The 25,504-nt window shown below is 64.7% G+C and carries 22 protein-coding genes and 1 pseudogene; 10 read left to right on the top strand and 13 right to left on the bottom strand.

All coding sequences use genetic code 11. The features are described from left to right. The first annotated feature begins 84 nt into the window (after positions 1 to 84). On the top strand, positions 85 to 1,200 hold the full coding sequence (locus ACVWYQ_RS27495; protein WP_271545796.1) for a lysozyme inhibitor LprI family protein: 1,116 nt from the start codon (positions 85 to 87) through the stop codon (positions 1,198 to 1,200). Between the two features lie 222 nt (positions 1,201 to 1,422). Here ACVWYQ_RS27495 and ACVWYQ_RS27490 read toward each other — a convergent pair whose 3' ends face one another. The 6 genes from ACVWYQ_RS27490 to ACVWYQ_RS27465 form a co-directional block, all read right to left on the bottom strand. Next, positions 1,423 to 2,622, bottom strand: coding sequence for an ABC transporter substrate-binding protein (locus ACVWYQ_RS27490; protein ID WP_035997612.1), 1,200 nt, complete (start codon positions 2,620 to 2,622; stop codon positions 1,423 to 1,425). An 81-nt stretch (positions 2,623 to 2,703) separates the two neighbouring features. Continuing rightward, the gene (locus tag ACVWYQ_RS27485; RefSeq protein ID WP_404545747.1) at positions 2,704 to 4,542 is read right to left on the bottom strand and encodes an AMP-dependent synthetase/ligase; all 1,839 of its coding nucleotides are present in this window, start codon (positions 4,540 to 4,542) and stop codon (positions 2,704 to 2,706) included. A 95-nt stretch (positions 4,543 to 4,637) separates the two neighbouring features. After that, positions 4,638 to 5,426: an ABC transporter ATP-binding protein gene (locus tag ACVWYQ_RS27480; RefSeq protein ID WP_271545800.1), complete on the bottom strand. Its 789-nt coding sequence runs from the start codon at positions 5,424 to 5,426 to the stop codon at positions 4,638 to 4,640. A gap of 3 nt (positions 5,427 to 5,429) precedes the next feature. After that, positions 5,430 to 6,188 carry an ABC transporter ATP-binding protein gene (locus tag ACVWYQ_RS27475; RefSeq protein ID WP_035997604.1) on the bottom strand — a complete coding sequence of 253 codons (759 nt, stop codon included), beginning with the start codon at positions 6,186 to 6,188 and terminating at the stop codon, positions 5,430 to 5,432. Beyond that, positions 6,185 to 7,336, bottom strand: a complete 1,152-nt coding sequence (locus ACVWYQ_RS27470) for a branched-chain amino acid ABC transporter permease (protein ID WP_404654784.1) — start codon at positions 7,334 to 7,336, stop codon at positions 6,185 to 6,187. Before ACVWYQ_RS27470 ends, ACVWYQ_RS27475 begins: the two co-directional genes overlap by 4 nt. A gap of 5 nt (positions 7,337 to 7,341) precedes the next feature. Continuing rightward, entirely contained in the window at positions 7,342 to 8,217 is an 876-nt protein-coding gene (locus tag ACVWYQ_RS27465; RefSeq protein ID WP_036021277.1) for a branched-chain amino acid ABC transporter permease, read from the bottom strand. Between the two features lie 274 nt (positions 8,218 to 8,491). On the opposite strand from ACVWYQ_RS27465, the gene ACVWYQ_RS27460 reads away from it, so the two are divergent. From ACVWYQ_RS27460 to ACVWYQ_RS27435, 6 genes are all read left to right on the top strand, one after another. Then, entirely contained in the window at positions 8,492 to 9,241 is a 750-nt protein-coding gene (locus ACVWYQ_RS27460; protein WP_456726568.1) for an ABC transporter ATP-binding protein, read from the top strand. Further along, a complete protein-coding gene (locus ACVWYQ_RS27455) occupies positions 9,238 to 10,767 on the top strand; it encodes a permease (RefSeq protein ID WP_456726567.1) in 1,530 nt (509 codons plus the stop codon). The genes ACVWYQ_RS27460 and ACVWYQ_RS27455 overlap by 4 nt, the downstream gene beginning before the upstream one ends. Before the next feature lie 91 nt (positions 10,768 to 10,858). Further along, complete coding sequence (locus tag ACVWYQ_RS27450) at positions 10,859 to 11,671, top strand: MBL fold metallo-hydrolase (protein ID WP_271545809.1); 813 nt, start codon at positions 10,859 to 10,861, stop codon at positions 11,669 to 11,671. A gap of 68 nt (positions 11,672 to 11,739) precedes the next feature. Then, the gene (locus tag ACVWYQ_RS27445; RefSeq protein WP_157283010.1) at positions 11,740 to 12,684 is read left to right on the top strand and encodes an EamA family transporter; all 945 of its coding nucleotides are present in this window, start codon (positions 11,740 to 11,742) and stop codon (positions 12,682 to 12,684) included. A gap of 71 nt (positions 12,685 to 12,755) precedes the next feature. Next, the gene (locus ACVWYQ_RS27440) at positions 12,756 to 13,277 is read left to right on the top strand and encodes a hypothetical protein (protein WP_456726566.1); all 522 of its coding nucleotides are present in this window, start codon (positions 12,756 to 12,758) and stop codon (positions 13,275 to 13,277) included. Between the two features lie 110 nt (positions 13,278 to 13,387). After that, on the top strand, positions 13,388 to 14,440 hold the full coding sequence (locus ACVWYQ_RS27435) for an amidohydrolase family protein (RefSeq protein ID WP_456726565.1): 1,053 nt from the start codon (positions 13,388 to 13,390) through the stop codon (positions 14,438 to 14,440). An 81-nt stretch (positions 14,441 to 14,521) separates the two neighbouring features. Here the strand turns inward: ACVWYQ_RS27435 and ACVWYQ_RS27430 are convergent, their stop codons facing one another. Further along, a complete protein-coding gene (locus ACVWYQ_RS27430; protein WP_456726564.1) occupies positions 14,522 to 14,977 on the bottom strand; it encodes a cupin domain-containing protein in 456 nt (151 codons plus the stop codon). A gap of 237 nt (positions 14,978 to 15,214) precedes the next feature. On the opposite strand from ACVWYQ_RS27430, the gene ACVWYQ_RS27425 reads away from it, so the two are divergent. Then, positions 15,215 to 15,769, top strand: coding sequence for a hypothetical protein (locus ACVWYQ_RS27425; RefSeq protein ID WP_456726563.1), 555 nt, complete (start codon positions 15,215 to 15,217; stop codon positions 15,767 to 15,769). A gap of 189 nt (positions 15,770 to 15,958) precedes the next feature. On the opposite strand, the gene ACVWYQ_RS27420 is transcribed toward ACVWYQ_RS27425, so the two are convergent. Beyond that, on the bottom strand, positions 15,959 to 17,218 hold the full coding sequence (locus ACVWYQ_RS27420) for an aminopeptidase (protein WP_035997576.1): 1,260 nt from the start codon (positions 17,216 to 17,218) through the stop codon (positions 15,959 to 15,961). A gap of 113 nt (positions 17,219 to 17,331) precedes the next feature. After that, a pseudogene (pcaB, locus tag ACVWYQ_RS27415) lies at positions 17,332 to 18,694 on the bottom strand (3-carboxy-cis,cis-muconate cycloisomerase). A gap of 372 nt (positions 18,695 to 19,066) precedes the next feature. Here pcaB and ACVWYQ_RS27410 point away from each other — a divergent pair. Further along, on the top strand, positions 19,067 to 20,623 hold the full coding sequence (locus ACVWYQ_RS27410) for a winged helix-turn-helix domain-containing tetratricopeptide repeat protein (RefSeq protein ID WP_271545820.1): 1,557 nt from the start codon (positions 19,067 to 19,069) through the stop codon (positions 20,621 to 20,623). A 43-nt stretch (positions 20,624 to 20,666) separates the two neighbouring features. Here ACVWYQ_RS27410 and ACVWYQ_RS27405 read toward each other — a convergent pair whose 3' ends face one another. The 4 genes from ACVWYQ_RS27405 to ACVWYQ_RS27390 all read right to left on the bottom strand — a co-directional run bounded on the left by ACVWYQ_RS27405 (position 20,667) and on the right by ACVWYQ_RS27390 (position 23,627). Then, positions 20,667 to 21,341 carry a hypothetical protein gene (locus ACVWYQ_RS27405; RefSeq protein WP_404545733.1) on the bottom strand — a complete coding sequence of 225 codons (675 nt, stop codon included), beginning with the start codon at positions 21,339 to 21,341 and terminating at the stop codon, positions 20,667 to 20,669. An 89-nt stretch (positions 21,342 to 21,430) separates the two neighbouring features. Then, on the bottom strand, positions 21,431 to 22,144 hold the full coding sequence (locus ACVWYQ_RS27400; RefSeq protein WP_271545824.1) for a hypothetical protein: 714 nt from the start codon (positions 22,142 to 22,144) through the stop codon (positions 21,431 to 21,433). Between the two features lie 132 nt (positions 22,145 to 22,276). Further along, positions 22,277 to 22,525 (bottom strand): hypothetical protein, encoded by a 249-nt coding sequence (locus ACVWYQ_RS27395; RefSeq protein WP_271545826.1) that lies wholly within the window; start codon positions 22,523 to 22,525, stop codon positions 22,277 to 22,279. A gap of 136 nt (positions 22,526 to 22,661) precedes the next feature. Then, positions 22,662 to 23,627, bottom strand: coding sequence for an NAD(P)H-dependent flavin oxidoreductase (locus tag ACVWYQ_RS27390; RefSeq protein ID WP_271545828.1), 966 nt, complete (start codon positions 23,625 to 23,627; stop codon positions 22,662 to 22,664). A gap of 108 nt (positions 23,628 to 23,735) precedes the next feature. Between ACVWYQ_RS27390 and ACVWYQ_RS27385 the strand changes: the two genes are divergently transcribed. Then, complete coding sequence (locus ACVWYQ_RS27385) at positions 23,736 to 25,298, top strand: AMP-binding protein (RefSeq protein WP_404545730.1); 1,563 nt, start codon at positions 23,736 to 23,738, stop codon at positions 25,296 to 25,298. The last annotated feature ends 206 nt before the right edge of the window (positions 25,299 to 25,504 follow it).

Genomic DNA, 25,504 nt, shown 5'->3' with positions numbered 1-25,504 from the left:
CTTCCACTGCTCGTCCCCACAAACCCATTTCACCGCGCAAGACCAGGCGCTAGCATGGCGCCTTCCGTGCGGGGGCGACTTGGAATGCGATTCATCGTGCTGTCTGTGCTTGCGCTGCTGGCATTGCCGGCTGTGCCCGCGTCCGCGCAATCCGACCGCGCGATTGCCGACAGGCTGCCGCTGTTTGCCAGGAATGACTGCCAGCTGATTCGCGACCCCGGCAACCAATTGTTCTGCGGTGATGCCGCGCTTGCCGCCGCCGCCGAGAAACTGAGCATCGCGATCGAGGCGCGGCTCGCCCGCCTGCCGGATCGCCTGCCCGCTATCGAGGAGAATGCGATCTGGGTCCGCCAACGCAACCTCAGCTGCGGCATCGTCGGCCAGACCGCGATCCGCCCCGACCACTTCGAGGCGGTCAAGGCGTGCCTGCTCAAGGTCACCGAGGAGCGGGCCGCGATCGTTAGCGATCCGGATTTCGACTGCCTTGCGGCCAACACTGCTGCGGGCGCGGTGATCTGCGCAGACCCCTCGCTGACGCTTGCCGAAACCGAGCTCAACGGCCAGGTACTCGGCCTGATCGGCAAATTGGACCCGACTGCGGCACGCTTTGCCTTCGCCGAATATGGACGGTGGACGCGCGAGCGCGACCGCAAATGCAATCTGGTCGGCAAGGAGAACGTGCCGCTGCAGGAGCTGGAATCCGCGGAGGACTGTCTCGCCGAACATTTGAAGCGCAAGACAGACGAAATCCGCGCCGCGAAGGGCGATCCCAAAAAAGTGTTCGGCCGGCAGGTCGCGGCCCGCATTCCCGACGCCGACGCCGTCGATTTCTGCGCCGCGCGGATTCATGCGGCCAATTCCTGCGGCAACTTCCTGCGCATCAACCGCGTCTATGCGCTCGACAGCCAGGTGACCGAACAGGAGGCACTGGTCACGGGCGAAATCGAGATGGCCGTGCTCGCTCCCTTCACCGTGTGCAGCAGGATCGCCTCCATCTGCACCGGCACCTGCTGGGACGCCACGACGGGTCGGCCGCAGCAGGGAGCCGGCAACAAGACGCGCTCAGCAGACGTCTTCAACGTCTCGCGCCGGCTGCGGGTCCAGCGAACCTTCGCCTTCGTCAAAGCCGCCGACGGCTGGCGCTGCCGGGAAGACGAGCTCGCCCCGGTGAACGCGGGCACCGCGGGCGGGGGATCGTAGGGACTCTCCTCTGAGGGCAGGGCTATCGCATATGGTGTGAATAATGCTTCGGCGTCGGGACTGCGCTCCCTCCCCCGCTCGCGGGGGAGGGTTGGGGAGAGGGTGTCTCAGCGGCGGGATGGTCGAGAAATGCGGAGGCTGTCCCTGCGCGGCGAGAGCCCTCACCCGCCGCGCTCTGCGAGCGCGTCGGCCTCTCCCGCAAGCGGGAGAGGCGAACACGCATCAGAACATCAGATTGTCCTTCACCAGCACCCAGCGGCCGCCCTTGACCTGCTGCACCTGGGTGATGGTGTTGGCGAGGTGGTCGGTTTTGGAGAACTTGGTGGGCGGCGAGTTGAAGATGTCGAGGAATTTCTCGCCCGACTCGAGCGCATCGAGCATCTTCTGCCCGGTGAGATCCTTGCCGGCCTTGTTGGCGTAGAACGCAAACGTCATCATGGCATTGTAGCCGATGATGGCTTGCGTGTTGGCGTCGGCGTTGAACATCTTCTTGTAGTTGACGAGCCAATCCTTCACCTTGCCCTTGGCGGTGTCCTCATAAGGTATCTCGAAGCCGCTGGCAGCATAGAGACCCTCGACGGCGTCCTTGCCCAGCGCAGGAACCTCCATCACGTTCGTGGGGGTGGCCCCGAGGAAGGTGACGTCCCAGCCGAGCTTCTTGGCTTCGGTCATCGCCCCGATGGTCTCGCGCAGCACGGTGCCGAGCACGACGAGGTCGCAGCCATCTGACTTCATCTTGGCGATCTGCGCGCTGAAATCGGAGGCGCCGCGCTTGTAGCTCGTGATCGAGGCCGGCTGCGCCTTCATGGCAGTGAGCTGCTGATTGAAGCCATCGAGCACGTTCTTACCGTACTCGTCGTCCTGATGCATGATGCAGGGCTTCTTGAAGCCCTTCCACTCGATCATGTATTTCACCGCAGCCCGCGTGCTCTCGACATAAGGCAGCAAATTGTTGAACTTCAGGCGCTCCTGCGGCTTGGCCGGGTCGAACTTGAAGGTGAATTCGGCCGCCGTCAGCGGGAACAGCTGCAGGACACCGGCATCGAACAGGATGTCTTGCGCGGCGAGCACCGTCGGTGATCCCATCGGCCCCACCATCGCGAAGATCTTGTCGCGCTCGATCAGCTTTTGCGACGCCAGCACGGCCTTCTTCGGATCGTAGCCGCTGTCCTCGACGACCAGCCGGATCTTGCGGCCGTGAATTCCGCCGGCCGCATTGATCTCCTCGGCCGCCATCTTCATGCCGTTTGCGACCGGGACACCCCATCCCTTGATCGGACCCGATAGATCCTGGTGAGTGCCGATGACGATCTCGGTTGCCGAGATGCCCTCGTTGGTGACCTTGGTCTGCGCTGCGGCCGGCAGACAGGTGAGCACCACGGCACCCACAGCAAGGCCGAATGCGCTGAACGATTTCGACATTGACGTCTCCTCTCCTAAAGGCCCGTATTGCACGAAGGGCGGGGCCACAGCTCCTTCGCTTTCTCGAAATGGACCGACTCGTCACGCCACCGCACGCTCGCGATACATCGCCTCGATCTCGGCGGCGTAGCGCTTGTTCACGAAGCCGCGCTTCAGCTTCATGGTCGGCGTCAGCTCCTCGTCCTCGGGCGTGAGCTGGCGCTCGATCAGGTAGAACCTCTTGATGGTCTCGACGCGGGCAAAATTGCCGTTGACCTGCTCGATCTCGCGCCCGATCAGGTCCTGGATCTCCTTCGCCCGGCACAGGCTGGCATAATTGGTAAAGGGGATGTCGTGATCCTGGGCGAACTTCTCAACATTCTCCTGGTCAATCATCACGAGGCAGGTGAGATAGGGCCGCTTGTCGCCGATCACGACCGCGTCGGAGATGTAGGGCGAGAACTTGAGCTGGTTCTCGATCTCGGACGGCGTGATGTTCTTGCCGCCCGAGGTGATGATGATGTCCTTCATACGGTCGGTGATGCGGACGAAGCCCTCATTGTCGATGGTGCCGACGTCACCGGTGTGCAGCCAGCCGCGGGAATCGATCGTCTCTGCGGTCTTCTCCGGCTGGTTCAGATAGCCCATGAACAGGAAGTCGCCCTTGATCAGGATCTCGCCGGCGGGCGACAGCGCGACCTCGCCCCAGGGCACCGCGGTGCCGACCGATCCGAGCTTGATCTTGTCCGCGGGCATCATGGTTGCGACCCCGCAATTCTCGGTCTGACCGTAGACCTCGTGCATGTCGATGCCGAGCGCCAGATACCAGCGGATCAACTCCGGTGCGATCGGGGCTGCGCCGGTGAACGCGATGCGGCAGCGGTCGAGCCCGATCATGCGGCGGATGTTGCGGAACGCGATCAGGTAGGCGATGCGGTTGGCGATGCGCAGCGACAGCGGCACCGCCCTGCCCTCGAGCCGGCAATCGACCATGCGGTAGCCGATGCCGATGGCGCGGCGATAGACCCATTGCTGCAGCGGCGTTGCATCCTTCAACGCGATGGTGATGGCGGAATAGAATTTTTCCCAGACGCGCGGCACCGCCAGAAAGGCGGTCGGCTGCACCTCGCGCAGATTGTCAGGCACGGTTTCCGTGCTCTCGGCAAAATTCATCACCGAGCCGAGCGCGACCGAGATGTAATAGCCGCCGATGCGCTCCGCGACGTGGCAGAGCGGCAGGAAGACCAGCCGGTCCTCGTCCTCTCGCGCGGGTATGAAGTCGTTGGCGTGCCGCATCTGGTGGGTGACGCTGCGGTTGGCGTGCATCGCGCCCTTGGGCGGACCGGTGGTGCCGGACGTATAGACGAGGATCGCGAGATCGCCGGCGCTGCGGCTGTCGATCATCTCCTGCCACAGCGCTTCGCGGCTGACCATGTGGTTGCGGCCGAGCGCGCGAAACTCGTCGAGCGACATCACCATGTCGTCGGAGAAACCGCTGAGGCCCTCCATGTCGAACACGATGATCTTCTGCAAGCTGGGGCACCGCGCGCGGCAGGTGAGAATCTTGTCGAGCTGCTCCTCGTCCTCGGCGAAGATCACCTTCGTGGCGGAGTCGTTGACGAGATATTCGACCTGGGACGAAGAATCGGTCGGATAGATTCCGCTGGAGACGCCGCCGGCGCACAATATGCCCATGTCGGCGTAGACCCATTCGGGCACGGCATTGGCGATGATGGAAGCGACCTCGCCGGGCATGAAGCCGACGGCGCGAAGCGCGTAGGCGATCTCTTTGGAGATCTCCAGCCATTCTCGCCAGCTCGTCGGCTGCCAGATGCCGAACTTCTTCTCGCGGATCGCCGGCCTGTCGCCCCGCGTCTCGGCGGCGCGCAAGAAGCTCTTCGCGATCGTATCAGCGACCGTCAGCACCGCCGGTCGGGCCATGCACCTCTCCTCCTTGTCGCCTTCCCTCCGCTGCCTGCCTTGCCGGCCGGTCTTTGCTCAACGTTGGGCAAGCTCATCTTACTGCCAGCTCGTCCTCACCGCCACGTCTTCTTCTTTTTCCAGCGCCGCTCGCCGCGCGCGCCGGCTTCCTTGGCGCCAAGGTAGAATTCCTGGATGTCCTGGGAATGCATCAAGCGGTCGCAGGTATCGTTCATCACGATACGGCCGATCTCCAGCACATAGCCGTAATGGGCGGTTTCCAGCGCCACCTTGGCGTTCTGCTCGACCAGCAGGATCGACATGCCCTGCTCCTCGTTCACCCGGCGGATGATGGTGAATATCTCCTTTACCAGCAGCGGCGACAGGCCGAGCGAGGGCTCGTCGAGCAAGAGCAGCGTCGGCCGGTTCATCAGCGCGCGCCCGATCGCGAGCATCTGCTGCTCGCCGCCGGAGAGCTGGCCCGCCGGCTGGTTGGTGCGCTCCTTCAGGCGCGGGAAATAGCCGTAGACGCGCTCCATATCCTCCGCGACGCCGTCCCGATCCTTGCGTGGATAGGCACCCATCATCAGGTTCTCGCGCACCGTGAGAAACGGGAACACCTCGCGCCCCTCGGGCACGTGGCTGAGGCCGAGCCGCACGATGCGGTCGGCCTCCATGCGCTGGATCGGCTTGCCCATGAACTCGATCGCGCCCTTCTGCGGATCGAGGATGCCGGAGATGGTCTTCAGCACGGTGGTCTTGCCGGCCCCGTTGGCCCCGAGCAGCGTGACGATGCGCCCGCGCGGCACCTCCAGCGAGATGCCGCGGATCGCCATGATCGGCCCGTAATAGCTCTCGATGTTGGAGAGCTTGAGGATGATATCCTGGGGCGCAGCGGCATCCATCGGTCAGGCTCCCAGATACGCGGCGACGACGTCGGGGTGCTGCTGCACTTCAGCGGGCGAGCCCATCGCCAGCACCCTTCCGTAGTTCAGTGCGATGACGCGATCGGAGACCCGGTTGACCAGCGACATGTCGTGCTCGACCATCAGCACGGTGATACCGAGCTCGGTCCTCATGTCCCGAATCCAGAACGACATGTCGCCGGTCTCCTCCACGTTGAGACCCGAGGACGGCTCGTCCAGCAGGATCAGCTTCGGCTCCGAGCATAGCGCGCGCGCCAGCTCGATCACCTTGCGCACGCCGTAAGGCAGGCCCGAGATCAGCTTGTCGCGATAGGGTTCGAGGTCGAGGAATTCGATGACCTGCTCGACCCGGCGGCGGTGAACCTTTTCGTTGGCTCGCACGCTCGGCAGGAACAAGAGCTCCTGCCACAGCTGCGTGGTCGAATGGCGGTGGCGGCCGACCAGAAGGTTCGACAGCACGGTCGCGTTCTCGAACAGCTCGATGTTCTGGAAGGTACGGGCGATGCCGAGCTTGGCGATGTCGTAGGGCGGCTGCTCGGTGATGTCCTGGTCCTCGAAGAAGATGCGGCCCGAGGTCGGCCGGTAGATCCGCGAGATCAGGTTGAAGATCGAGCTCTTGCCGGCTCCGTTCGGCCCGATGATCGAGAGGATCTCGCCCTTCTCCACCGCGAACGAGACCGCATCGACCGCCTTGAGGCCGCCGAAATGCAGCGACAGGTTCTCGGCGCGGAAATAGCTCATCGATTGCGCTCCGACTTCACGTAGATCTTCTGCCGCTTGAAGGTGGCGCGCTTGTAGAGCGGGAACAGCTGGAAGAAGAGCTTGATCTTGAGCCAGCGGCCGTAGAGCCCGAGCGGCTCGAACAGCACGAACAGCACGATGATGATGCCGTAGATCGCGCCTTTCAGACCGTTGAGCGAGGCAAAGGCCGCGACTTTCGCCTCGATATTGCCCGCAGTCGCCGTGCCGGCCCCGAACGCCGCGGCAATGCCGGCGATGATGCCGGGCATGTCGTCCTTGAGATAGGTGAGGAACGGGTCGATCATCACGATGAAGATCGCGCCGAGCACGGCGCCGTGCAGGCTGAAGGTGCCGCCGATCAGGATGACGATGATGAACTCGATCGAGAGCTGAAGCGTGAACATCTCCGGCGAGATGAAGGAGAGCTTGTGCGCGAACAGGACGCCGGCAAAGCCGGTGATCGCGGCCGAGATCGCGAACGACTTCACCTTGTAGAGCGCGACATTGACGCCCATGCTGCGCGCCGCCGTCTCGGAATCGCGGATTGCGACGAACGCGCGGCCCGTCGGCGAACGCAGCAGATTGAGCGTGCCGACGATGGTCAGCACCAGCACGGCGAGGCAGAGGTAATAGAAGGTCGGGCTGTCGCGCGGCACGGCGACGCCGAGCAGCGACAGCGTCTTGACCCGCATGCCCTCGTTACCGTGGGTAACGCTTTCCCACCGCGCCAGGATCTCCTCCACGATCAGGGCAAACGAGATGGTGGCGATGACGAGATAGATGCCGGTGAGGCGCAGCGCCGGAAAGCCGACCATCGCGCCGATGATGCCGGTCAACAGCCCGGCGGCGAGGAAGTAGACGGGGAACGGCACGTTGTATTTCTGCAAGTACGCCGCCGTGTAGGCGCCGATCGCGAGGAATGCCGCGTGCCCAAGCGAGGCCTGGCCGGTGAAGCCGGTCAGAATCAACAGCGCCACGCCGACGATCGCATAGATGCAGACGAAGACGAGCTGGCTCATCAGATAGCTGGAGAGCACGTGGGGCGCGATCAGCAGCAGCGCGAGCAGAACGCCGTAGGTGACGACGTAGCCCGAATGCGGGAACAGCTTGATGTCGTCCTGGTAGTCGGTCTTGAACAGGAAGCGCATGGCGTTCAGACCTTCTTGCGGACGTGGAGGCCGAACAGGCCCTCGGGCTTCAGCAGCAGCACGGTCAGCAGCACGATGTAAGGCGCGGCGTCCTTCCAGCCCTCGGGCAGGTAAAAGCCGGCCATGCTCTCGATCACGCCGATCAGGACGCCGCCGACCACCGCGCCCGGGATCGAGCCGAAACCGCCGAGCACGGCGGCGGGAAATGCCTTCAGGCCGAGCACGAGGCCGACATTGGAGTGGATGAAGGTGATCGGCGCCAGCAGCACGCCGGCGCAGGTCGCGACCGCCGCGCTGATCGCCCAGACCACCGCCACCACGCGCTTGACCGGAATGCCCATGTAATAGGCCGCCAGCATGTTCTCGGAGCTGGCGCGCATCGCGGTGCCGAGCGTGGTCTTGTTGAAGAACAGCCAGAGCAGGGTGCACAGGATCATCGTCGCTGCGATCACCGAGAGCTTGTCGTAGGCGAGCACCAGCGAGCCCATGCGCAGCACGCCCTGGCTGAACGGCGTCTCGATCTTCAGGTCGTCGGTGCCCCAGATCATCCCGGCGACCGAACGCAGAAAATAGCCGAGACCGATCGTGACCATGATGATGGAGAACTGGGGATAGCCGAGGATCGGCCGCACGACCACCCGCTCGGCCAGCATGCCGAACAGCGCCATGGCGGCGACCGCACCGGCGAAGCCGATCCAGTAGTTCAGGCCCATCATGCCGATGAAGGTGAAGGCGAAGAAACCGCCCAGCATCATCAGATCGCCCTGGGCAAAATTGACGACTTCGGTGGCCTTGTAGACGAGCACGAAGCCGAGCGCGATCAGGCCGTAGACGCAGCCGAGCGCAACACCGCTGACCAGCTGCTGAACGAAATCCAGCATTGACGCGCGTCCTCCCCGATGCAACCGGCGTTCTTCGAGGCCGCCTTGCCGCATCTTGTGTCCAGTCGCTACGCAGTCGTTTCGCCGCATTAGCGCCATTTGTCCGGAATCAATTCAGCCTGAACGCCCGCGCGCTGTCAACAAACGGTGACTTGTCGGGATGCCTTGCCTTTAGTCCAATCCGGTTGGCGGAATTTGCGGCAGTGCGATTCACGGCGCCGAAACATCTTCGGGTCATGGTCGCGGGCGATGCAAACCGGATGGTGTGGCCGTCATGAAGCCGGACAACTCGGCCCTGGAAGTCCGAGGGTTAACGAAGCGTTTTGACCGACTGGCGGTCGACAGCCTCGATCTCACCATTCACGCCGGCGAATTCTACGGGCTGGTCGGCCCCAATGGCGCCGGCAAGACCACCACTTTACGGATGGTTGCGGGCCTGCTCAGGCCCGATGCCGGCGCCGTCTCGATCTTCGGCATCGATGCCCTCCAAGACCCCGTCGCCGCCAAGCAGGTGATGGCCTGGGTCTCCGACGAGCCCATGATCTACGACAAGCTCACCCCGCTCGAATATCTCGAATTCGTCGCGGGCCTCTGGGGCATGGCGCCGTCGATCGCGCAACCGGCCGCGGAGGAACTGCTCGATTCGCTCGGCCTCGAGGCGCACCGCCACGAGCGCTGCGAGGGCTTTTCCAAGGGCATGCGCCAGAAGGTCGCTCTCGCAGGGGCGCTGGTGCACGATCCCCGCCTCATCATCCTCGACGAACCCTTGACGGGGCTCGATGCGGTCTCCGCCCGCCATGTGAAGGGCCTGCTCAGCGCGCGTGTCCGCGCCGGCTGCACCGTCATCATGACCACGCATATCCTCGAAGTCGCCGAGCGCATGGCCGACCGCATCGGCGTGATCGCCTCCGGCCGCCTGGTCGCGGAAGGCACGCTCACCGAGCTGCGCCACCAGAACGGCCATGCCGACACCAGCCTGGAAGACCTCTTCATCGCGCTGGTGACGCTTCAGGAAGCGGCATGAGCTCGGCCACCGCGCTGTCCTGGTTTGCCCGCCACGAGCTGCGGCTCGCCTGGCGCGAATGGCTCGCCATGATGACGGGCGGGCGGCGCAAACGGGCGCGCGCCGCAATGATCGGCCTGATGTGCTTCGCCGCGCTGCTCCACCTGCCGGCCTGGGCGGTGATCGGCCGTTTCGCCGACCTGCAGTTGCCGCTCGACAAATCCTCTCTGATCGCGATTTCGGCGACGATCTTTCTCGCCTGGACCTTGATGCTGTCGCAAGCGATCGAATCCGTGACGCGGGTATTCTACGCCCGCGCCGATCTCGACCTGATCATGTCCTCGCCGGCGCGGCTGGCCAATCTGTTCTCGGTCCGCATCGCCGCGATCGCGCTGACCGTCACCGTGCTGGCGCTGCTGTTCTCGACGCCCTTCATCGACGTTCTGGTGATCGGCGGCGGCGCACGCTGGCTGGCGGCCTTCGGCGTCGTCATTGCGATGGGCCTGTCCGCGGCGGCGATCGCGATCGCCGTCACCATTCTCCTGTTCCGGTTGATCGGCCCGGCGCGGACGCGCCTGATCGCACAGATCCTCGCCGCCATCATCGGTGCGGGTTTCGTGATCGCGCTTCAGGTCGCCGCGATCATGTCCTACGGCACGCTATCGCGCTTCACCATGCTGACCTCGGGCAGCGTTGCCGCCTACGCCCCCGACGTCGACAGCATCTGGTGGTGGCCGGCGCGGGCCGCGATGGGCGACAGCGAGGCGCTGGCGCTGCTTCTCGCGCTCGCGCTGGTCATGCTCGGCGGCGTGATGGCGATCTTCTCGCACCGCTTTGCCGACACCGCGATCGATGCGGCGGCCTACGCCACGTCGGGCCGCGTCCGTGCCAAGGAGCGCCCGTTCCGCCGCGAATCGCGCCAGCAGGCGCTGCGGCGCAAGGAGTTCATGCTGCTGTGGCGCGATCCCTGGCTGATCTCGCAGACCTTGATGCAGCTGCTCTATCTGGTGCCGCCGGCGCTGCTGCTCTGGCGCAATTTCGCCGACAGCTCCGCGGCCCTGACACTGATCACACCCGTCATCGTGATGGCGGCCGGACAGCTCGCCGGCGGGCTCGCCTGGCTGACGATCTCGGGCGAGGACGCGCCCGACTTGGTCGCGACCGCGCCCTTGATGCCGTCCGGCATCATCCGTGCCAAGATCGAGGTGGTGCTGATCGCGATTGCCGCAATCTTCGCTCCGCTGCTCGCGGCGCTGGCCATTGCCTCGCCATCCCAGGCCGCAATCAGCGCGGTTGCGATCGTCATTAGCGCGGCCTCGGCGACCGCGATCCAGCTCTGGTTCCGGGTGCAGGCAAGGCGCAGCCAATTCCGGCGCCGGCAGACGTCCTCGCGGCTTGCGACCTTCGCCGAGGCCTTCTCCTCGATCGGCTGGGCCGCCACCGCCGCACTGCTGCTCGCCCTGCCACTGGCCGGCCTCATCAGCGGCCTGATTACCGCTAGCCTTGTCGCGGTCACCTGGAAGTTCAGCCCGAAGCGCGAGCAATAGGTGCGACACTGACGCGCTGTTGATCGCCCCCCATTGGCGAGGCTCCGCATTGCACGCTAGACTTCGCCGCGAAGTCATCGGGGACGGATCCATGCGGCGACTGGTTTTGGCGGCTATCGCGCTGTTCGGCGCATTCCTGACCCCTACCTTGGCCCAGCAGCCACTGCGCAGCGAATGCCTGGCGATGGCCAATGCGGCGCCGCGGATCATGCCGGTCGTCTTCAGGCAGGCTGCAGCTGCGGCCGAGGTCGAGATCACCTATGCCGGCCACTCCACTTATTTCATCGACACGCCCGCCGGCTTGCGCATCGCGACCGACTATAGCGGCGCCTACCAGGTCGGGCGACTGCCCGATGTCGTCACCATGAACCGGGCGCACAGCACCCATTACACTCTCTTTCCGGACAAGCGCATTCCCCACGTGCTGCATGGCTGGAGCGAAGACGGCAAGCCGGCGATCGTGTCGCAGCGCATCAGCGACACCTTCATCCGCAACGTCACCACCGATATCCGCCGCTATTTCGCCGACGATGCCGGCAGCGACATGATCCGCGACGGCAATTCCATCTTCATCTTCGAGGCGGCCGGCCTCTGCATAGGCCATCTCGGCCACCTGCATCACAAGCTCGACGACAGCCATTTTGCGCAGATCGGGCGGCTCGACATCGTGATGGTGCCGATCGACGGCACCTATACCATGTCGCTCGACGGCATTTCCGAGATCACCAAGCGGCTGCGCGCCTCCGTGGTGCTGCCGATGCACCGCTTCGCCACCCCGCTCGACGACTTCATGCGCCGGATCGGCCAGCAGTTCGAGATCGACCGGCGCGTCGAGCGCTCGTTCCGGATGTCGCGGGATACGCTGCCGACGAAGCCGACGGTGATCATCCTCGACGGGGTCTGACTCAGAACCGGAACGCATCACCCGTCAACGACTTGGTTGCTCCAAGACCCACCTCAGTCGGAGCAATCATGAGCAGACGGTTCCTGGTCATCGGCTCGTTTGCGGCCATCTATCTCCTGTGGGGTTCCACCTATTTCGCCATCACGCTGGGCTTGCAATCGATACCGCCGTTTCTGCTGATGGCAGTTCGATCGTTATGCGGCGGCATGATCTTGCTCGCCTTCAGCGGCAGGCATGTCGCGAATACCCCGGGCCGGACATGGTTGCAGGCAGGCCTTTGCGGGCTGCTTTTCTTCGTCGGCTGCCACGGCGTTCTCGCCTTCGCACAACAATCGGTTCCGTCCGGCGTGGCCGCCATCGTGCTCGCCACGATTCCGTTCTGGATCCTTCTGGCGGACACGCTCTTTCCGGGCGATCAGCGCCCGCGACCGATCGCGCTGCTCGCGCTCATCCCCGGCTTCGTGGGCGTCGGGCTCGTGGCATGGCAAAATGCCCAGCAGGCCGGCATCAGCATGCTTCCGATCGTCTGGCTGCTCGCGGCGGCGCTGTCGTGGTCGATCGGCACCGTGCTGTCGCGCAGCATGTCGCATCAAGCATCCGCGATCGCGCTGTCGGGCATGCAGCTATCGATCGGGGGCGCCGTGTTGTTCGCGATCAGCTGGCTGACGGGCGAACTGGAGAGCTTTAGACCGAGCGAGGTCTCGATGACGTCCGTTGCAGCAGCACTTTGGCTGATCGTCTCCGGCAGCGTGATCGGCTTCGCCGCCTACAATTGGCTGCTCGAGAATGTCTCGACCTCCCTGGTCTCGACCTACACATTCGTCAATCCGGTCATCGCGGTGCTGCTCGGCACCCTCGTGCTCGGAGAGCCGTTCTCTCGCATGATGCTCGTGGGCGCGAGTCTCGTCATTGTCGCCGTTGTCGCCATCTGGCGTGCTGAGAGCTCGAGCAATCGGTCGACGCAGGCGGAGGCCGATCGTCCCATGAGACATCTGTCGCTGCGCAAGACCTGACGACCGACGGCAATTTTCTCCAAGTCGCCCGCGGCTCATCCGTGCTGAATCCTCCGCAGCAGGAGAGCAACATGAACGACTTTGCGAGACTTCTTCACGCCAGCGCACCGCATCCCGAGCACGCGGCCGCGCTTCAGCTCTACGGCCGTTTCGTCGGCGACTGGGACGCCGAGATCACCGCCTTTGGACCGGACGGCAGAAGCCACACCGCGCCGGGCGAAATCCATTTCGGCTGGGTGCTGGAAGGCCGTGCGGTGCAGGACGTCTGGATCATTCCCCGGCCGGCGGGCAGCGCAGCCTTTCCGATCGCCGGCAATTGGTACGGCACCACGCTGCGCGTCTACGATCCGGCCATGGATGCGTGGCGGATTTCCTGGTTCGATCCGGGCCGCCGTGTGTTCCGGCAGCAGACCGGCCGTCCCCGCGGCGAGGACATCGTGCAGGAAGGCACGACCGAATCCGGCGAGCTGACGCGCTGGAGCTTTACTGAGATTACCGGGGACTCCTTCCTCTGGCGTGGGGAGGTCAAGCCGGCCACGGCAGCGGACTGGCGGCTGATGGTCGAAGTGAGAGCGAGACGGCGGACGGGCTGACGAGCATACCGCATTGCTCGTGATGATGGGTGCGGTTGCGCAAGGCGCGCTGCTGCATGCGGAAATGAGGTGCTAGGCTCCCGACACAAAACATCAGGGAGCGAAGGCCGATGGCAGCAAGCGGTGTGCCCGCCAACACGAGCGGGCTGTTCGTCGATCCGCGTGAGGACTGGCTCGCGCTGCATCGGGAGGAGATCATCGATCCCTTGCGGCCGATCGTCGATCCCCATCATCATCTGTGGAATCGCGGGCACCGCTATCTGATCGAGGAGATGGCCGCCGACATCGCCTCCGGTCACAACGTCATCGCCACCGTCTATGTCGACTGCCGTTCGATGTACCGCGCGCATGGACCCGAGGCGTTCCGGCCCGTTGGCGAGGTCGAGTTCGCCAACGGCGTCGCCGCCATGAGTGCGAGCGGCGGCTACGGCAAGGCCGCGATCTGCGCCGGCATCGTCAGCCATGCCAACCTGCTGCTCGGCGACGCCGCGAAGGGCGTGCTGGAAGCCGAGATCGCCGCAGGCAACGGCCGCTTTCGCGGCATCCGGCATTCTTCGGCCTGGGACGAAGATCCTGTCGTCGCCGGCACGTATGCGAAAAGGCCGAAGGGATTGTTGCAGGACCCGACCTTCCGCAAAGGCTTTGCCTGCCTCGCCCCCCTCAAGCTCAGCTTCGATGCCTGGCTGTTCCACCCGCAGATCGGTGAGCTCATGGCGCTGGCGCACGCCTTCCCCGACACCAGGATTGTGCTCGACCATTGCGGCGGCCCGGTCGGAACCGGCCGCTTCGCGGGCCGGCGCGAGGAGGTGTTTGCGCAATGGCGCGCCTCGATCCGGGAGATCGCGACATGCGAGAACGTGGTGGTGAAGCTCGGCGGTCTCGCGATGTGCCTGCTTGGTTACGACTTCCATTTGCGCGAGAGGCCGCCGACATCCGAGGAGCTGGCTGCGGCCTGGCGGCCCTATGTCGAGACCTGCATCGAGGCGTTCGGCCCGAAGCGCGCGATGTTCGAAAGCAACTTCCCCCCGGACAAGGGCCAGTGCAGCTACCAGGTGATCTTCAACGCCTTCAAGCGTATCACTTCAAAGCTGAGCGAGGCCGACAAGACGGCGTTGTTCTCGCAGACCGCGATCGACGTCTACCGGCTCGAGCTGCCGTCATGATGAAAAGAGGGGCCGGGACCTTGATCCCGACCCCTCTTCGTCGTGGCCGCTGGGAAGCGTCCTTGAAACCCTGGTGTCCGCTTAGCCGGCGCCCATCAGCGAGGCCGGACGGCGCTCGCCGGTGGAGGCGAACATCTTCTTCAGCTTGTTGACGACGCGGATCAGGAAACCGATCATCACCGGATTGGTCTTGCGGCAGAAGGCGATCTTCTTGACCTGGCCTTCGACATGCCATTTGGCATGCGCGCCGTCGCGGAAGAAAATGACGTCGCCGGGGCCGTAGCGCTTGGGCGGCATGCCGTCGCTCTCGAGCACGATCGATCCTTCCATGATCATGATCGTCTCGTCGATGTCGTAGTACCAGTTGAAGCGGCCTTCGGTGCAGTGCCAGATGATCGTCTGCGCGGTGCCGTCCGCGCTGGTCGACAGGACGCGGGAGCGGGATACCGGATTGCCCTCGATGATCCAGGACGGCTCGATCGGCCGCAGCTCGAGGTCCACATTGCAACTACCGATTTCAATCAATGTGCGCGACATCTGCTTCCCCAGAAGATATAAATATGAATGGCCGGGTCTCGGCCCGGATTGCTTCGAAAGAAGTTGGGACGCTAGTAGGCTGCTTTTAATTCTTTCTTACATGGTACTCGACAATCAGCCCCGAGTTGCGGGTGCGATACGGTTAACGTCACGATTTCCTCTGCGAATTCGCACACATGAACCTAGCTTGTCCGGGGTGCGACAAAGTGCGCGAAGTCTTGGGAAGGAGCCGCACCGATGCCCCTCACGCCGGAGATTCTGACAGCCAACAGCGAGGTCGTCGCCAGGCTCCGCAGTCTCGACGTCTCCTTCGAACCGGACGAGGAGCCCTGGTTCACCATCGACGGCATCGAAAGCCCGCGGCACATCGGCAGTGACGGCTCCGGCAGCGCGTTCGTGCTGCTGCCGTCACAGAATGTGCTCTATGTCTCGTCAGAGGGCCGCGCGGGCATCATCGCGGAAAGTTTCGATGCATTGATCCAGCTTGTCGTTGCCCGTCCTTACTGGCGCGACATCCTCAAATTCTCCGGGGGCGGCGACCTTGCAGAGATGCGCCGCGCGGCGGATGCGCTGGAGGCAAGGCTCCAAGACGAGGATGACGTCAGCGAGGCCCGTGAACAAATCCGCGGCGCGCTCGCGCTGGCGGACGCGGACGATCCGGTTGGCGCGCTCTACGAGGCGGTGGCGGCGTCCGACGCGATCGTGCGGGCCACCGACGGCAGCCCGTTCACGACGCTGTTCAACCGCTTCAGCATCGACAATAGCCCGACCCTGCGCAACGCGGCGGCGTGAGAGAGCACTTGACGTGAGTCTAATGAAGTCTATCGGCCGACCCTTACCTCTCCCCAGCGGGGAGAGGTCGGATTGCGCAGCAATCCGGGTGAGGGGCCGCAGCATGACGTGAGGCTGTAACCCCTCACCCGAATCGCATCTTTCGATGCGATCCACCTCTCCCTACGGGAGAGGTGGACCACGTCTAGATTACGACTTCGCCCATTCGCCCTTGCGGAAGACGGGCACCTTGCTGCCGTCGGCCAAGATGCCGTCGATGTCGGTCTCGGCCGAGCCGATCATCCAATCAATATGGATCAGGCTCTGGTTGCCGCCTTGCGCCGCGATCTGCTGCGGCGTGAGCTGGGCACCGTTGACGAAGCATTTCGAATAGCACTGGCCGAGCGCGATGTGCGAGGCCGCGTTCTCGTCGAACAGCGTGTTGTAGAACAACAGCCCGCTCTGCGAGATCGGCGAGGAATGCGGCACCAAGGCCACTTCGCCGAGGCGCCGCGCGCCCTCGTCGGTATCGAGCACCTTGTTCAGCACCTCGGCGCCGCGCGAGGCCTTGGCGTCGACGATCTTGCCGTCCTCGAACCGCACCGCGATGTTGTCGATCAGCGTGCCCTGATAGGACAGCGGCTTCGAGCTCACGACGTGGCCGTAGACGCGGCGGCAATGCGGCGTGGTGAAGACCTCTTCGGTCGGGATATTGGCGTTGCAGCTGATGCCGTTCTTGGACAGCGAGGCGCCGCCTTCCCATTCGTGGCCGTCGGCAAGGCCGATGGTGAGATCGGTGCCGGGACCCGAGTACTGAAGCGCGCGGAAACGCTGGCCGTTGAGCCAGTTGGTGCGCTCGCGCAGCACCGCATTGTGGCTCGCCCAATTGCTGATCGCGTCCTCGCGATCGACACGGGACGCGGCGAAAATCGCGTCTGCGAGCTTGCCGACCGCAACGTCCTCGGGATCGTTCGGGAACACCAGCTTCGCCCAGGACGCGCTCGGATAGGCGATGATATTCCAGTTGGTGTCGAAATTGACGATCTTCTCCAGCGCAGGCTGATAGGCCATCGAATTGGCCTTGCTGGCGCGCGCCACCTTGGAAGGATCCTCGCCCGACAGCAACATCGGGTTGTCGCCGACGATGGCGAGCCGTGCAGTGTTGTCGGAGAACGCCTTGGCCATGCCCTCGTAGAGCCAGCCGGCGGCACGATCGAAACTGTTGTCGTGGCCGTGGCGGTAGCGCGCCAGCGTCATCTCCTCGTCCGACAGGATCGGCGTCACGAGGCCAGCGCCGGCCTTGTAGGCATGCACGGCGATCCGCCGCACCAGCGGCAGCGCGATCGCGGGCGCCGTCAGAAGCAGATCCTGTCCCGGCCGCAAGCCCAGGCCCACTTTCACCGCCACCTCGGCCAGCCGGTCGAGCTTCGCCGGATCGATGGGAGTGGAAGGATTGCGTTGATCAGTCATACCGGGCCCTCTGCCGAAAGTCGCTCACTCAATTTAAGTCTAGCATCGCGGGGCACAAGTATGCGAGCGTCTTGCGCCCTTGGAAAGATACGCAGTTTCACGCATTTTGGTTTTCAACGCGTTGCTGATGCCAGCACCCGGTCGACCATGGCGGGCGCAAGGCCGAGGTAATTTTTCGGTGAAGTGAGCGCCTCGATTGTGGCACGATCGATGCGGCTCGATATCCGTGAATCTGCGGATAGCGCGGTCAGCAAGGCTCATTCCCCTCTCGTTGGCCTGACGGCAGGCGTCGTAGACGACGTCGTGCGCCTCCTGCCGGCCGATCTGCGGGGCGAGGCCCATCATGACCGCTTCGGCCACAATCAGGCCGCGGCTGATGGCGAGATTGTCGTTCATCTTCGCCTCGTCCACGATGAGGCCCCCAAGCGCGAACTTCGCCTGATGCAGCGCGCCGGCGGTCAGCACGAAGCTTTCCGGGATCGCCATCCATTCCGCGTGCCAGGGGCCGGTGGCACGCTCGAAATCCTGCACCATGGCGTCGAGCATCAGGCCGGCGTGCTGGCGCACCGCCTTGGAGGCCGCAAGCATCAGCTCCGAGGAGATCGGGTTGCGCTTCTGCGGCATGGTCGAGGAGGCGCCGCGCCCCTTGACGAAAGGCTCATAGACCTCGGCGAACTCGGTCGAGGCCATCATCATGATGTCGAGCGCGATCTTGCCGAGAGAGCCGGTGACGAGAGCAAGGAAGTTAACGGCTTCGGCAAAGCCGTCGCGCGCGACGTGCCAGGTCGAGGCGGGAACGCCGAGCTTCAGCTCGGTGCAGAGCGCTTCCTGCACCTCGAACCCCCTGTCGCCGAGCGAAGCCAACGTACCGGCCGCACCGGCGAACTGGCCGACCAGCACGCGCGGCTTCAGCTGCGCCAGCCGCTCGGCATGGCGGTCGAACATCGCGAGCCAGATCGCGGACTTGTAGCCGAAGGTCACCGGCAGCGCCTGTTGCAGATGGGTGCGGCCCGCCATCGCAGTGTCGCGATGGCGCTTCGACAGATCGGCGAGGATCTTGCGCAGCTCGGCGATGTCGCGTTCGACGATCTCGAGCGCGGCACGCAGTTGCAGCACGACGGCGGTGTCCATGATGTCCTGCGTGGTGGCGCCCCAATGCACGTAGCGGCCCGCCTCGCCGCATTGCTTCACCATCTGATGCACCAAAGGCAGGATCGGGTAGCCGACGACATCGGTCTCGTGCCTGAGCAGATCGAAATCCAGCGCGCCGATGTCGGTCCGCGCCGCGATCGCTGCGGCCGCCTCCTGTGGGATCACACCGCACTTCGCCTCCGCCTTCGCCAGCGCCACCTCGACCTCGGCATAGCGTGCGACCGTCGCGACGTCCGAGAACACCTCACGCATCTCAGGCGTGCCGAAAGCGTCGCGAAACAGCAGGGAGTCGAGCACAGTGGTGGCGGCGGGGAAAGCAGGCATGGACACTTCTTCTGGGTTGGTGTTTTCTGTCGGTGTACCTTACGTACGCAGGGCAGATCGGCAAAGGGCATTCGCCGTTGTGCGCGACACTAAAACGGCATTCCCGCGCAATGGCGAAGCCGTTGTCGCTGAGAGGGCCTGCGCTACGCTCCCGCGCTCCAGGATGACGGTGCTGGAGGGGCGACCTGATCTCGTCGCCAGATTTACACCGCAACATTCTAGCTGCGGATGTATTCCCCCTCGGAAAACCACATGGCTGCAATCACGCGATTGCGATGAACCAAACGCCCCCTTCGGTAGACACACGATCTTTCGACCCAAATTTCATTTTGTTTGTTTGCCCGATTTCGCAATGAGGCCCGAGTTTTCGACGTGCAGTTTCTGTTCCGGGACCACCTTCTGGATACCGACCGGCGCGAGCTGAGCCGCGAGCAGGTTCCCATTGCCGTGGAGCCGCAGGTTTTCGACCTCGTCGTCCATCTCATGCAGAACCGCGACCGGGTCGTCAGCAAGGACGAGTTGATCGACAAGATCTGGCACGGGCGTAGCGTCTCCGAATCCACCCTGACCAGCCGGATCAACGCGGCGCGCAAGGCGATCGGCGACGATGGCGCGAGCCAGTCGCTGATCCGTACCATCACGCGCAAGGGTTTTCGCTTCGTCGGCGACGTCCAGACACAAATCGGCGCGGTCGCGCCGGAGCCGGTCCGGATCGCCCCGTCCCAGGCCACCTTCGGGCTGCCGGAGCGGCCCGCGATCGCCGTGCTGCCCTTCACCAATATGAGCGGCGAGGTCCAGCAGGATTATTTCTCCGACGGTATCAGCGAGGACATCATCACGGCGCTGTCGAAGCTGCGCTGGTTCTTCGTCATCGCCCGCAACTCCTCCTTCGTCTACAAGGGCCGCGCCGTGCACATCCACGAGGTCGCGCGGGAGCTCGGGGTGCGCTACGTGGTCGAGGGCAGCGTGCGGCGGAGCGGCGAACGGGTGCGCATCTCGGCCCAGCTCAACGACGTCTCGACCGGCAGCCATCTCTGGGCCGAACGCTACGACCGGGAGCTCGCCGACATCTTCGCCGTGCAGGACGAGATCACGGAAGCGATCGTCGCCGCCATCGAGCCGCAGCTCTATGCTGCCGAAAGCTTCCGGGCCCAGCAGAAGCCGCCGGGCAGCCTGGATGCATGGGACCTCGTGATGCGTGCGCTGTCGCATTATTGGCGCATCACCCGCGAGGACAATGCCGCCGCGCAGAAGCTGCTGGAAGAAGCGGTGGCGGTCGATCCCGCCTATGGCAAGGCGCTCGGCCTGCTCGCGACCAGCCATATGTTCGGCGCACATATGGGCTGGGCCGACATGGCGGCGACCGTGCCGGTCGCCGAACGTGCGGCGCTCGCTGCCGTGGAGGCCGATCGCGAGGATGCCTGGGCCCATCACGGCCTTGCTTACACCTATCTGTTCCGCCGCCGCTTTGACGACGCGCTGGCTGAATTCGAGCTGGCCCTGCGGCTCAACCCGAATTTCGCGATGGCGCATGCCTTCCACGGCGTGACGCTGTGCTATGCCGGACGATGGCAGGACGGCGATGCCGCCGCCCGCCGCGCGCTGCGGCTGAGCCCGCGCGACCCGCTCGCGGCGATCTATTGCGGGGTTGCGGCCTATGCTCGGTTCGTCGGCCGCGACTACGCGGGCGCCGTGCAGATGGCTCGGGAATCGATGCGCCAGCGCGGGGATTTCGTCGGCGCCCACCGCGTGCTGACGGCCGCCGCCGGCATGCTCGGCGATCCCGCCCTCGCGGCATCCGCCCTGGAAGGCCTACGCCGCGCCCAGCCCGAGGTCTCGCTTGCCTGGATCACGCGCGAGCTGCCGATGCTGCGGGAAGAGGATCGTACGCACTATCTCGAGGGGTTGCGGCGCGCCGGAATGACGTGACGGTCGCTGGCGCGACTGCTCCGCTTGATCCCCGCTTCAGGTGCTAATCGTCGTCAGGCCCAAACAGCCTGATCTGCGGGAAGCCGCCGCGCGACCGCCCCGCGTAATCGCGCGCATCGGAATCCTCGCGAATGTTACGCGCGACGTCATCCCAATCGGTGCGGTCGCGCATGCCGCGCGGCTCGCGGGACTCGTAATAATAGCGGCGCTCGGCCCAGCGCTCGCGACGCTCGGCGCGGCGCCGTTCGGACGCGACGCGCTTCACATCGGAATCCCTCGCCTTGGCATAGGCGTTCGGTGAGGACGACGGCTCGGTCGAGGCCTGCTGCTCGGCAGGCTTTGCGGCCTGTGGCGCAGCGGCGGGCTTGGGCGGCTCGACTGCAGCGGCTTGCGAAGGTTGCGGCGCCGGTGCGACATTCGCCTGCGTAGTTGGCGTGTCGGGTTTTGCGGGTTCAGGCTTTGCTTCGGCCTGTGCGGGCGCGGCGATCATCGCGCCAAAGGCTTGTGAGCCGGTGAGATAGTTCACACGCTCGGAGGGAGCGTTGGTGCTGGCCGGCGTGGGAGTTGCCGCGCGCTGCGCCATCTTGCTGGTGTCCGGCCCCTGCTTGGACTCAACCGGGTTCATGATGTTGCCGGCAACGATGCCACCACCGAGACCAATGGCGATGGCCGCGATGATGGTTCCTGCACCGACAAAATAGGCTGTCGAGGCGCGCATTCATCCACTCCCTCTTTGGAGCGGGCAACGCCTGGGGATTGCCAGATGTTCCTGATATGCCGCGGCTCCTCGACGAGGAACCGCGTGCATCAGATCTGCTGCGCGACCTTCTCGAGCCCGATGAGGCGAGCGAGCTTGCGCACTTCTTCCTTCTGGTCGTCGCGAAGCTGGAACAACAGCGGCATCGCGGCCGACTTCAACTGCTGCACCTCGTCGCAATTCGGATCGATCTGCGCGCTGGGCGGCGCATTCGGATTCGACAGCCTGTTCGCCTGGATCTTCCGGGCGACGTTGCGCAGCGCCGTCTCGACCGAGGGCCAGTAATATTCCTGGGACGAGGAGAGTTTCAGGCGATCCCTGATGCCCGCGATCTGCACGTCGGACAGCAGCGAATAGGATTTTTGCGGCTGCGGCTTGGCGACGACTTTCGGCTTGGCTGGAACTTCGATGGCCGGAACCTCGGTCGCGGCGGGCGCCTCGTGCGCGCTCGGCTTCGGCATCGGGAAATCGGATGGCGTGGCGGCGGCGAAGGCCTGACGCAGCGGCTCGGTCAGGGCCGGTGCCTGCGCCAGCTTGTCGGCGGCAACCTGGACCGGCTCGATCGCGGCCGAGGCCAGCGCGAGCGTCGGAACCAGACGGTCGGCTTTGGCGGCGCGGTTGGTTGCGAGCGGCTTGGCCGGGGGGGTCTCGGCGATCATCGCGGCGCTGACGCTGGGAACGCTGTCGCGGCCGAGGATGGCGGTGGTGGCGGCGCCGAGGACGAGGAAACAGGTCAGCGCGACGATGGTGATGGCTTTGGACAAACGTCTCTCCGCGTCCGACTTCAAGTCCACGTGATCACTGCCCGGAAACTGGGCGATAATTAAGGCTGAACCGTGCCATCGCGGCGGCAATCGCGCGGACTACGGCGACATCGCCTGGAAACCCCAAGGAAATCAGGCCGCTGCCGCGAGGTCATAGGCCTCCTGGATGTCGGCGACGATCTCCGAGGCTTCCCAGACCGCGCGCGGCTCGACCGATTGCAGCGTCACCGTCCAATTGCCGCCGCGGCGAGTCCGGGGGACGCTGACGATATCAAACCGGACGTTGCGGCACAGCGGGTGGCGGGCCAGCGCATGGGCGACGCGGACGCGAATCTCGTCCAGGGTCGCAGCCGTTTTGCCGTTGAGATAATTGAAGTCCATCGCCTGTCCCTCTCGTCCTGATTGGCGGCCACAAGAGGGATTCTTGGCTGGCGATGGTTAATCCGCCGTTAAGTGGGACGGGCCGGATGGATGCGGGATTAACCCTGCCCGATCCCCTGTGGGAGAGGCGACGACGCTACCGCCCACCCGCCTCCCGATATTCGGCGATGGTCTGCGCAACGAGATCCTCGACCGCGAGCACATCGGTGACACCCGAGGTCGAATGCCCGCCGCTCCAGATATCGCGCCAGCGCTTGGGGCGGCTGTCGCGGGCGGCGACGTCGATATCCTCAGTGATATTGATCGCGCCGCGCGCCGGCAGATTGTCGGGATCGAGCCCGGCGGCCGCGATCGATGGCCTCAGCATGCTGGTCTGCAAGCCCGTGAACGCGGTGGTGAGCAAGATGTCGTCGGCGCTGCTCTCGATCAGCATCTGCTTGTGACGCTCGTCCGCCATGCTCTCACGCGTCGCGATGAACTTCGTGCCCATATAGGCGAGATCGCAGCCGAGCACTTCGGCGGCACGCAGCGCGCGACCGTCGCTGATTCCGCCCGCGAGCACGATGATGCCGTCGTAGAATGCGCGCACCGCACGGACGAAGGCGAACGGGTTGAGCCAGCCGGTCTGGCCGCCGGCACCGGCAGTGAGCAGGACCAGCCCGTCCGCCCCCGCTTCCGCGGCGCGTTCGGCATGGCGGATCGAGGCCACGTCCGCCAGCACCAGCGCACCGGCGTCGTGCAGCGGCTTCAAGACTGGCGCGGGCGAGCCGACCGACGTGATGACGATCTCCGGCTTGTGCCGCAGCAGCATGGCGAGATCCTGCTCCAGCCGCGCATTGGAGCGGTGGACGATCAAGTTCGGGCAAAGTGGCGCTGCCTTTCGCCCGGTTTGATCTTCATGCTGCCGCAGCCGCAGCTTGATTTCGGTGAGCCATTCATCGAGCTGTTCCGCGCCACGGCAATTCGCGGTGGGAAAGCTGCCGATCACCCCGTTGCGGCAGGCTGCGACCATGAGCTCGACGCCCGATACCAGAAACATCGGCGCCGCGATCAGCGGCAGAGCAAGACGATCGCGGAAGCGTTGCAGTCGATCCGATGGCATGCATGCCTCCCTCGCGCGGGCTTTGTAGTTTCCTCCCGCAGTCTCTGTGCTAGCGTCGTCAGCAACATTGGCACGCCACAAGCCGGTGACAAAGCAACGAGGAAACATATGCCTGATCCGCTCCACGCATCATCCCCGGCTTGTGCGCAGACGCTACGGGCGCTGTCGCGCTATCCCGACCGCATTGCTTTCGCCTGGCCCGAGGGATCGCTGGGCTATCGCGGGGCCATCGACCTGATCGGACGGATCCAGGGCGTGTTCATGCGGCTCGGCTTGCAGCCCGGCGCCCGCGTCGCCTTCCTCACCGCGAACCGCGCCGACAGCTGGTGCGCCGGCGTCGCCGCCCAGTTGGCCCGCCTCTGCATCACCTGGCTCCACCCTCTGGGCTCGCTGGAGGACCAGCTGTTCCAGCTCGAGGATTCCGAAGCCGAGATGCTGGTGGTGGATGCGGCCGCCTTCCGCGACCGCGGCGGCGAGCTCGCCGCGAAGGCCGGCCGGCTCAAGGCGGTCTTCACCATGGGACCGGCCAGCTACGGCGTCGATCTGCTGGCGGCGGTCGAGAGTGCGGGGCACGCCAGCGCACAGTGCCTCGCCGGCTCCGACGATCTCGCCACACTGAACTACACCGGCGGCACCACCGGAAAATCCAAGGGCGCGTTGCGCTATCACCGCGAAAATGCCGGCGCAGCGGGCGCGATCCTCGCCGACTTCGAGATCCCCGAGGCTGCGCGCTACCTCACGGTCGCGCCGATCAGCCATGTCGCGGGCACGAAGGTGCTGCCGACCCTGATGCGCGGCGGCACCGTGCACATGCTGAAAGGCTTCGATCCCGAAGCCGTGCTGTCAACGATCGCACGCGAGCGCATCAACTTCACGCTGTTCGTTCCGACCATGATCTATGTGCTGCTCGATCAGCCCGCGCTCGGCAAGACCGACCTCTCCTCGCTCGAGCTCGTGCTCTATGGCGCCTCCGCGATGTCGCCGAGCCGACTGCTGGAGGGCATCGAACGCATCGGCCCTGTGTTCTCGCAGCTCTACGGACAGACCGAGTGCTATCCCGTCTCGGTGCTGCGCAAGGCCGATCACGATCCCAAGCGGCCGGAGCTGTTCCTGTCCTGCGGCTTCCCGATCGCGGCCTGCGAGGTCAAGATCCTCGACGACAACGACCAGGAGGTGAAGACGGGCGAGGCCGGCGAGATCTGCGTGCGCGCGCCGCATGTGATGGCGGAGTACTGGAAGCGGCCCGACATCACCGCCGAGACGCTGAAGAACGGCTGGGTCCACACCGGCGACATCGCACGTCAGGACGAGCGCGGCTACATGTTCATCCTCGATCGCAAGAAGGACATGATCGTCACCGGCGGCTTCAATATCTTCCCCCGCGAGGTCGAGGACGTGCTGTCGCAGCACGCGGACGTGGCGATGGTCGCGGTCGTCGGCATTCCCGACGAGAAATGGGGCGAAGCCGTCACCGCCATCGTCGTCCCGCGCGAAGGGACGAAGCCCAATCCGGACGAGCTGATCAACCTGGTGAAGACGCGAAAGGGCTCGGCGCATGCGCCCAAGCAGATCCAGTTCGTCAAGCAATTGCCGATGACCGGCGTCGGCAAGGTCGACAAGAAGGTGCTACGCGCGGGCTTTTGGAGCGGGCGGGACCGGATGGTGGGGTAAATACTCCGGAATTCTACGGTGTCGTTGTTGCTTCGGCACCACAGCCCGCAACGGAGTCTGCGACGGCGACGCCCGCGCAATTGCCGGCGAATCAGGGAATCAACTAGACCGCTGACGGGGCTGGGAAGCGGAGAGTGAAATGAGAGTCGCTTCCCTGGAAAGTGCAGTCGCCGCGATCACGTTGATCACGGCCATCATCGTGGTGC

This window comes from Bradyrhizobium sp. USDA 3397 (genome assembly GCF_054060965.1).
The sequence above is the reverse complement of the archived record's forward strand: the minus strand, read 5'-3'. Positions and strand labels throughout refer to the sequence as shown.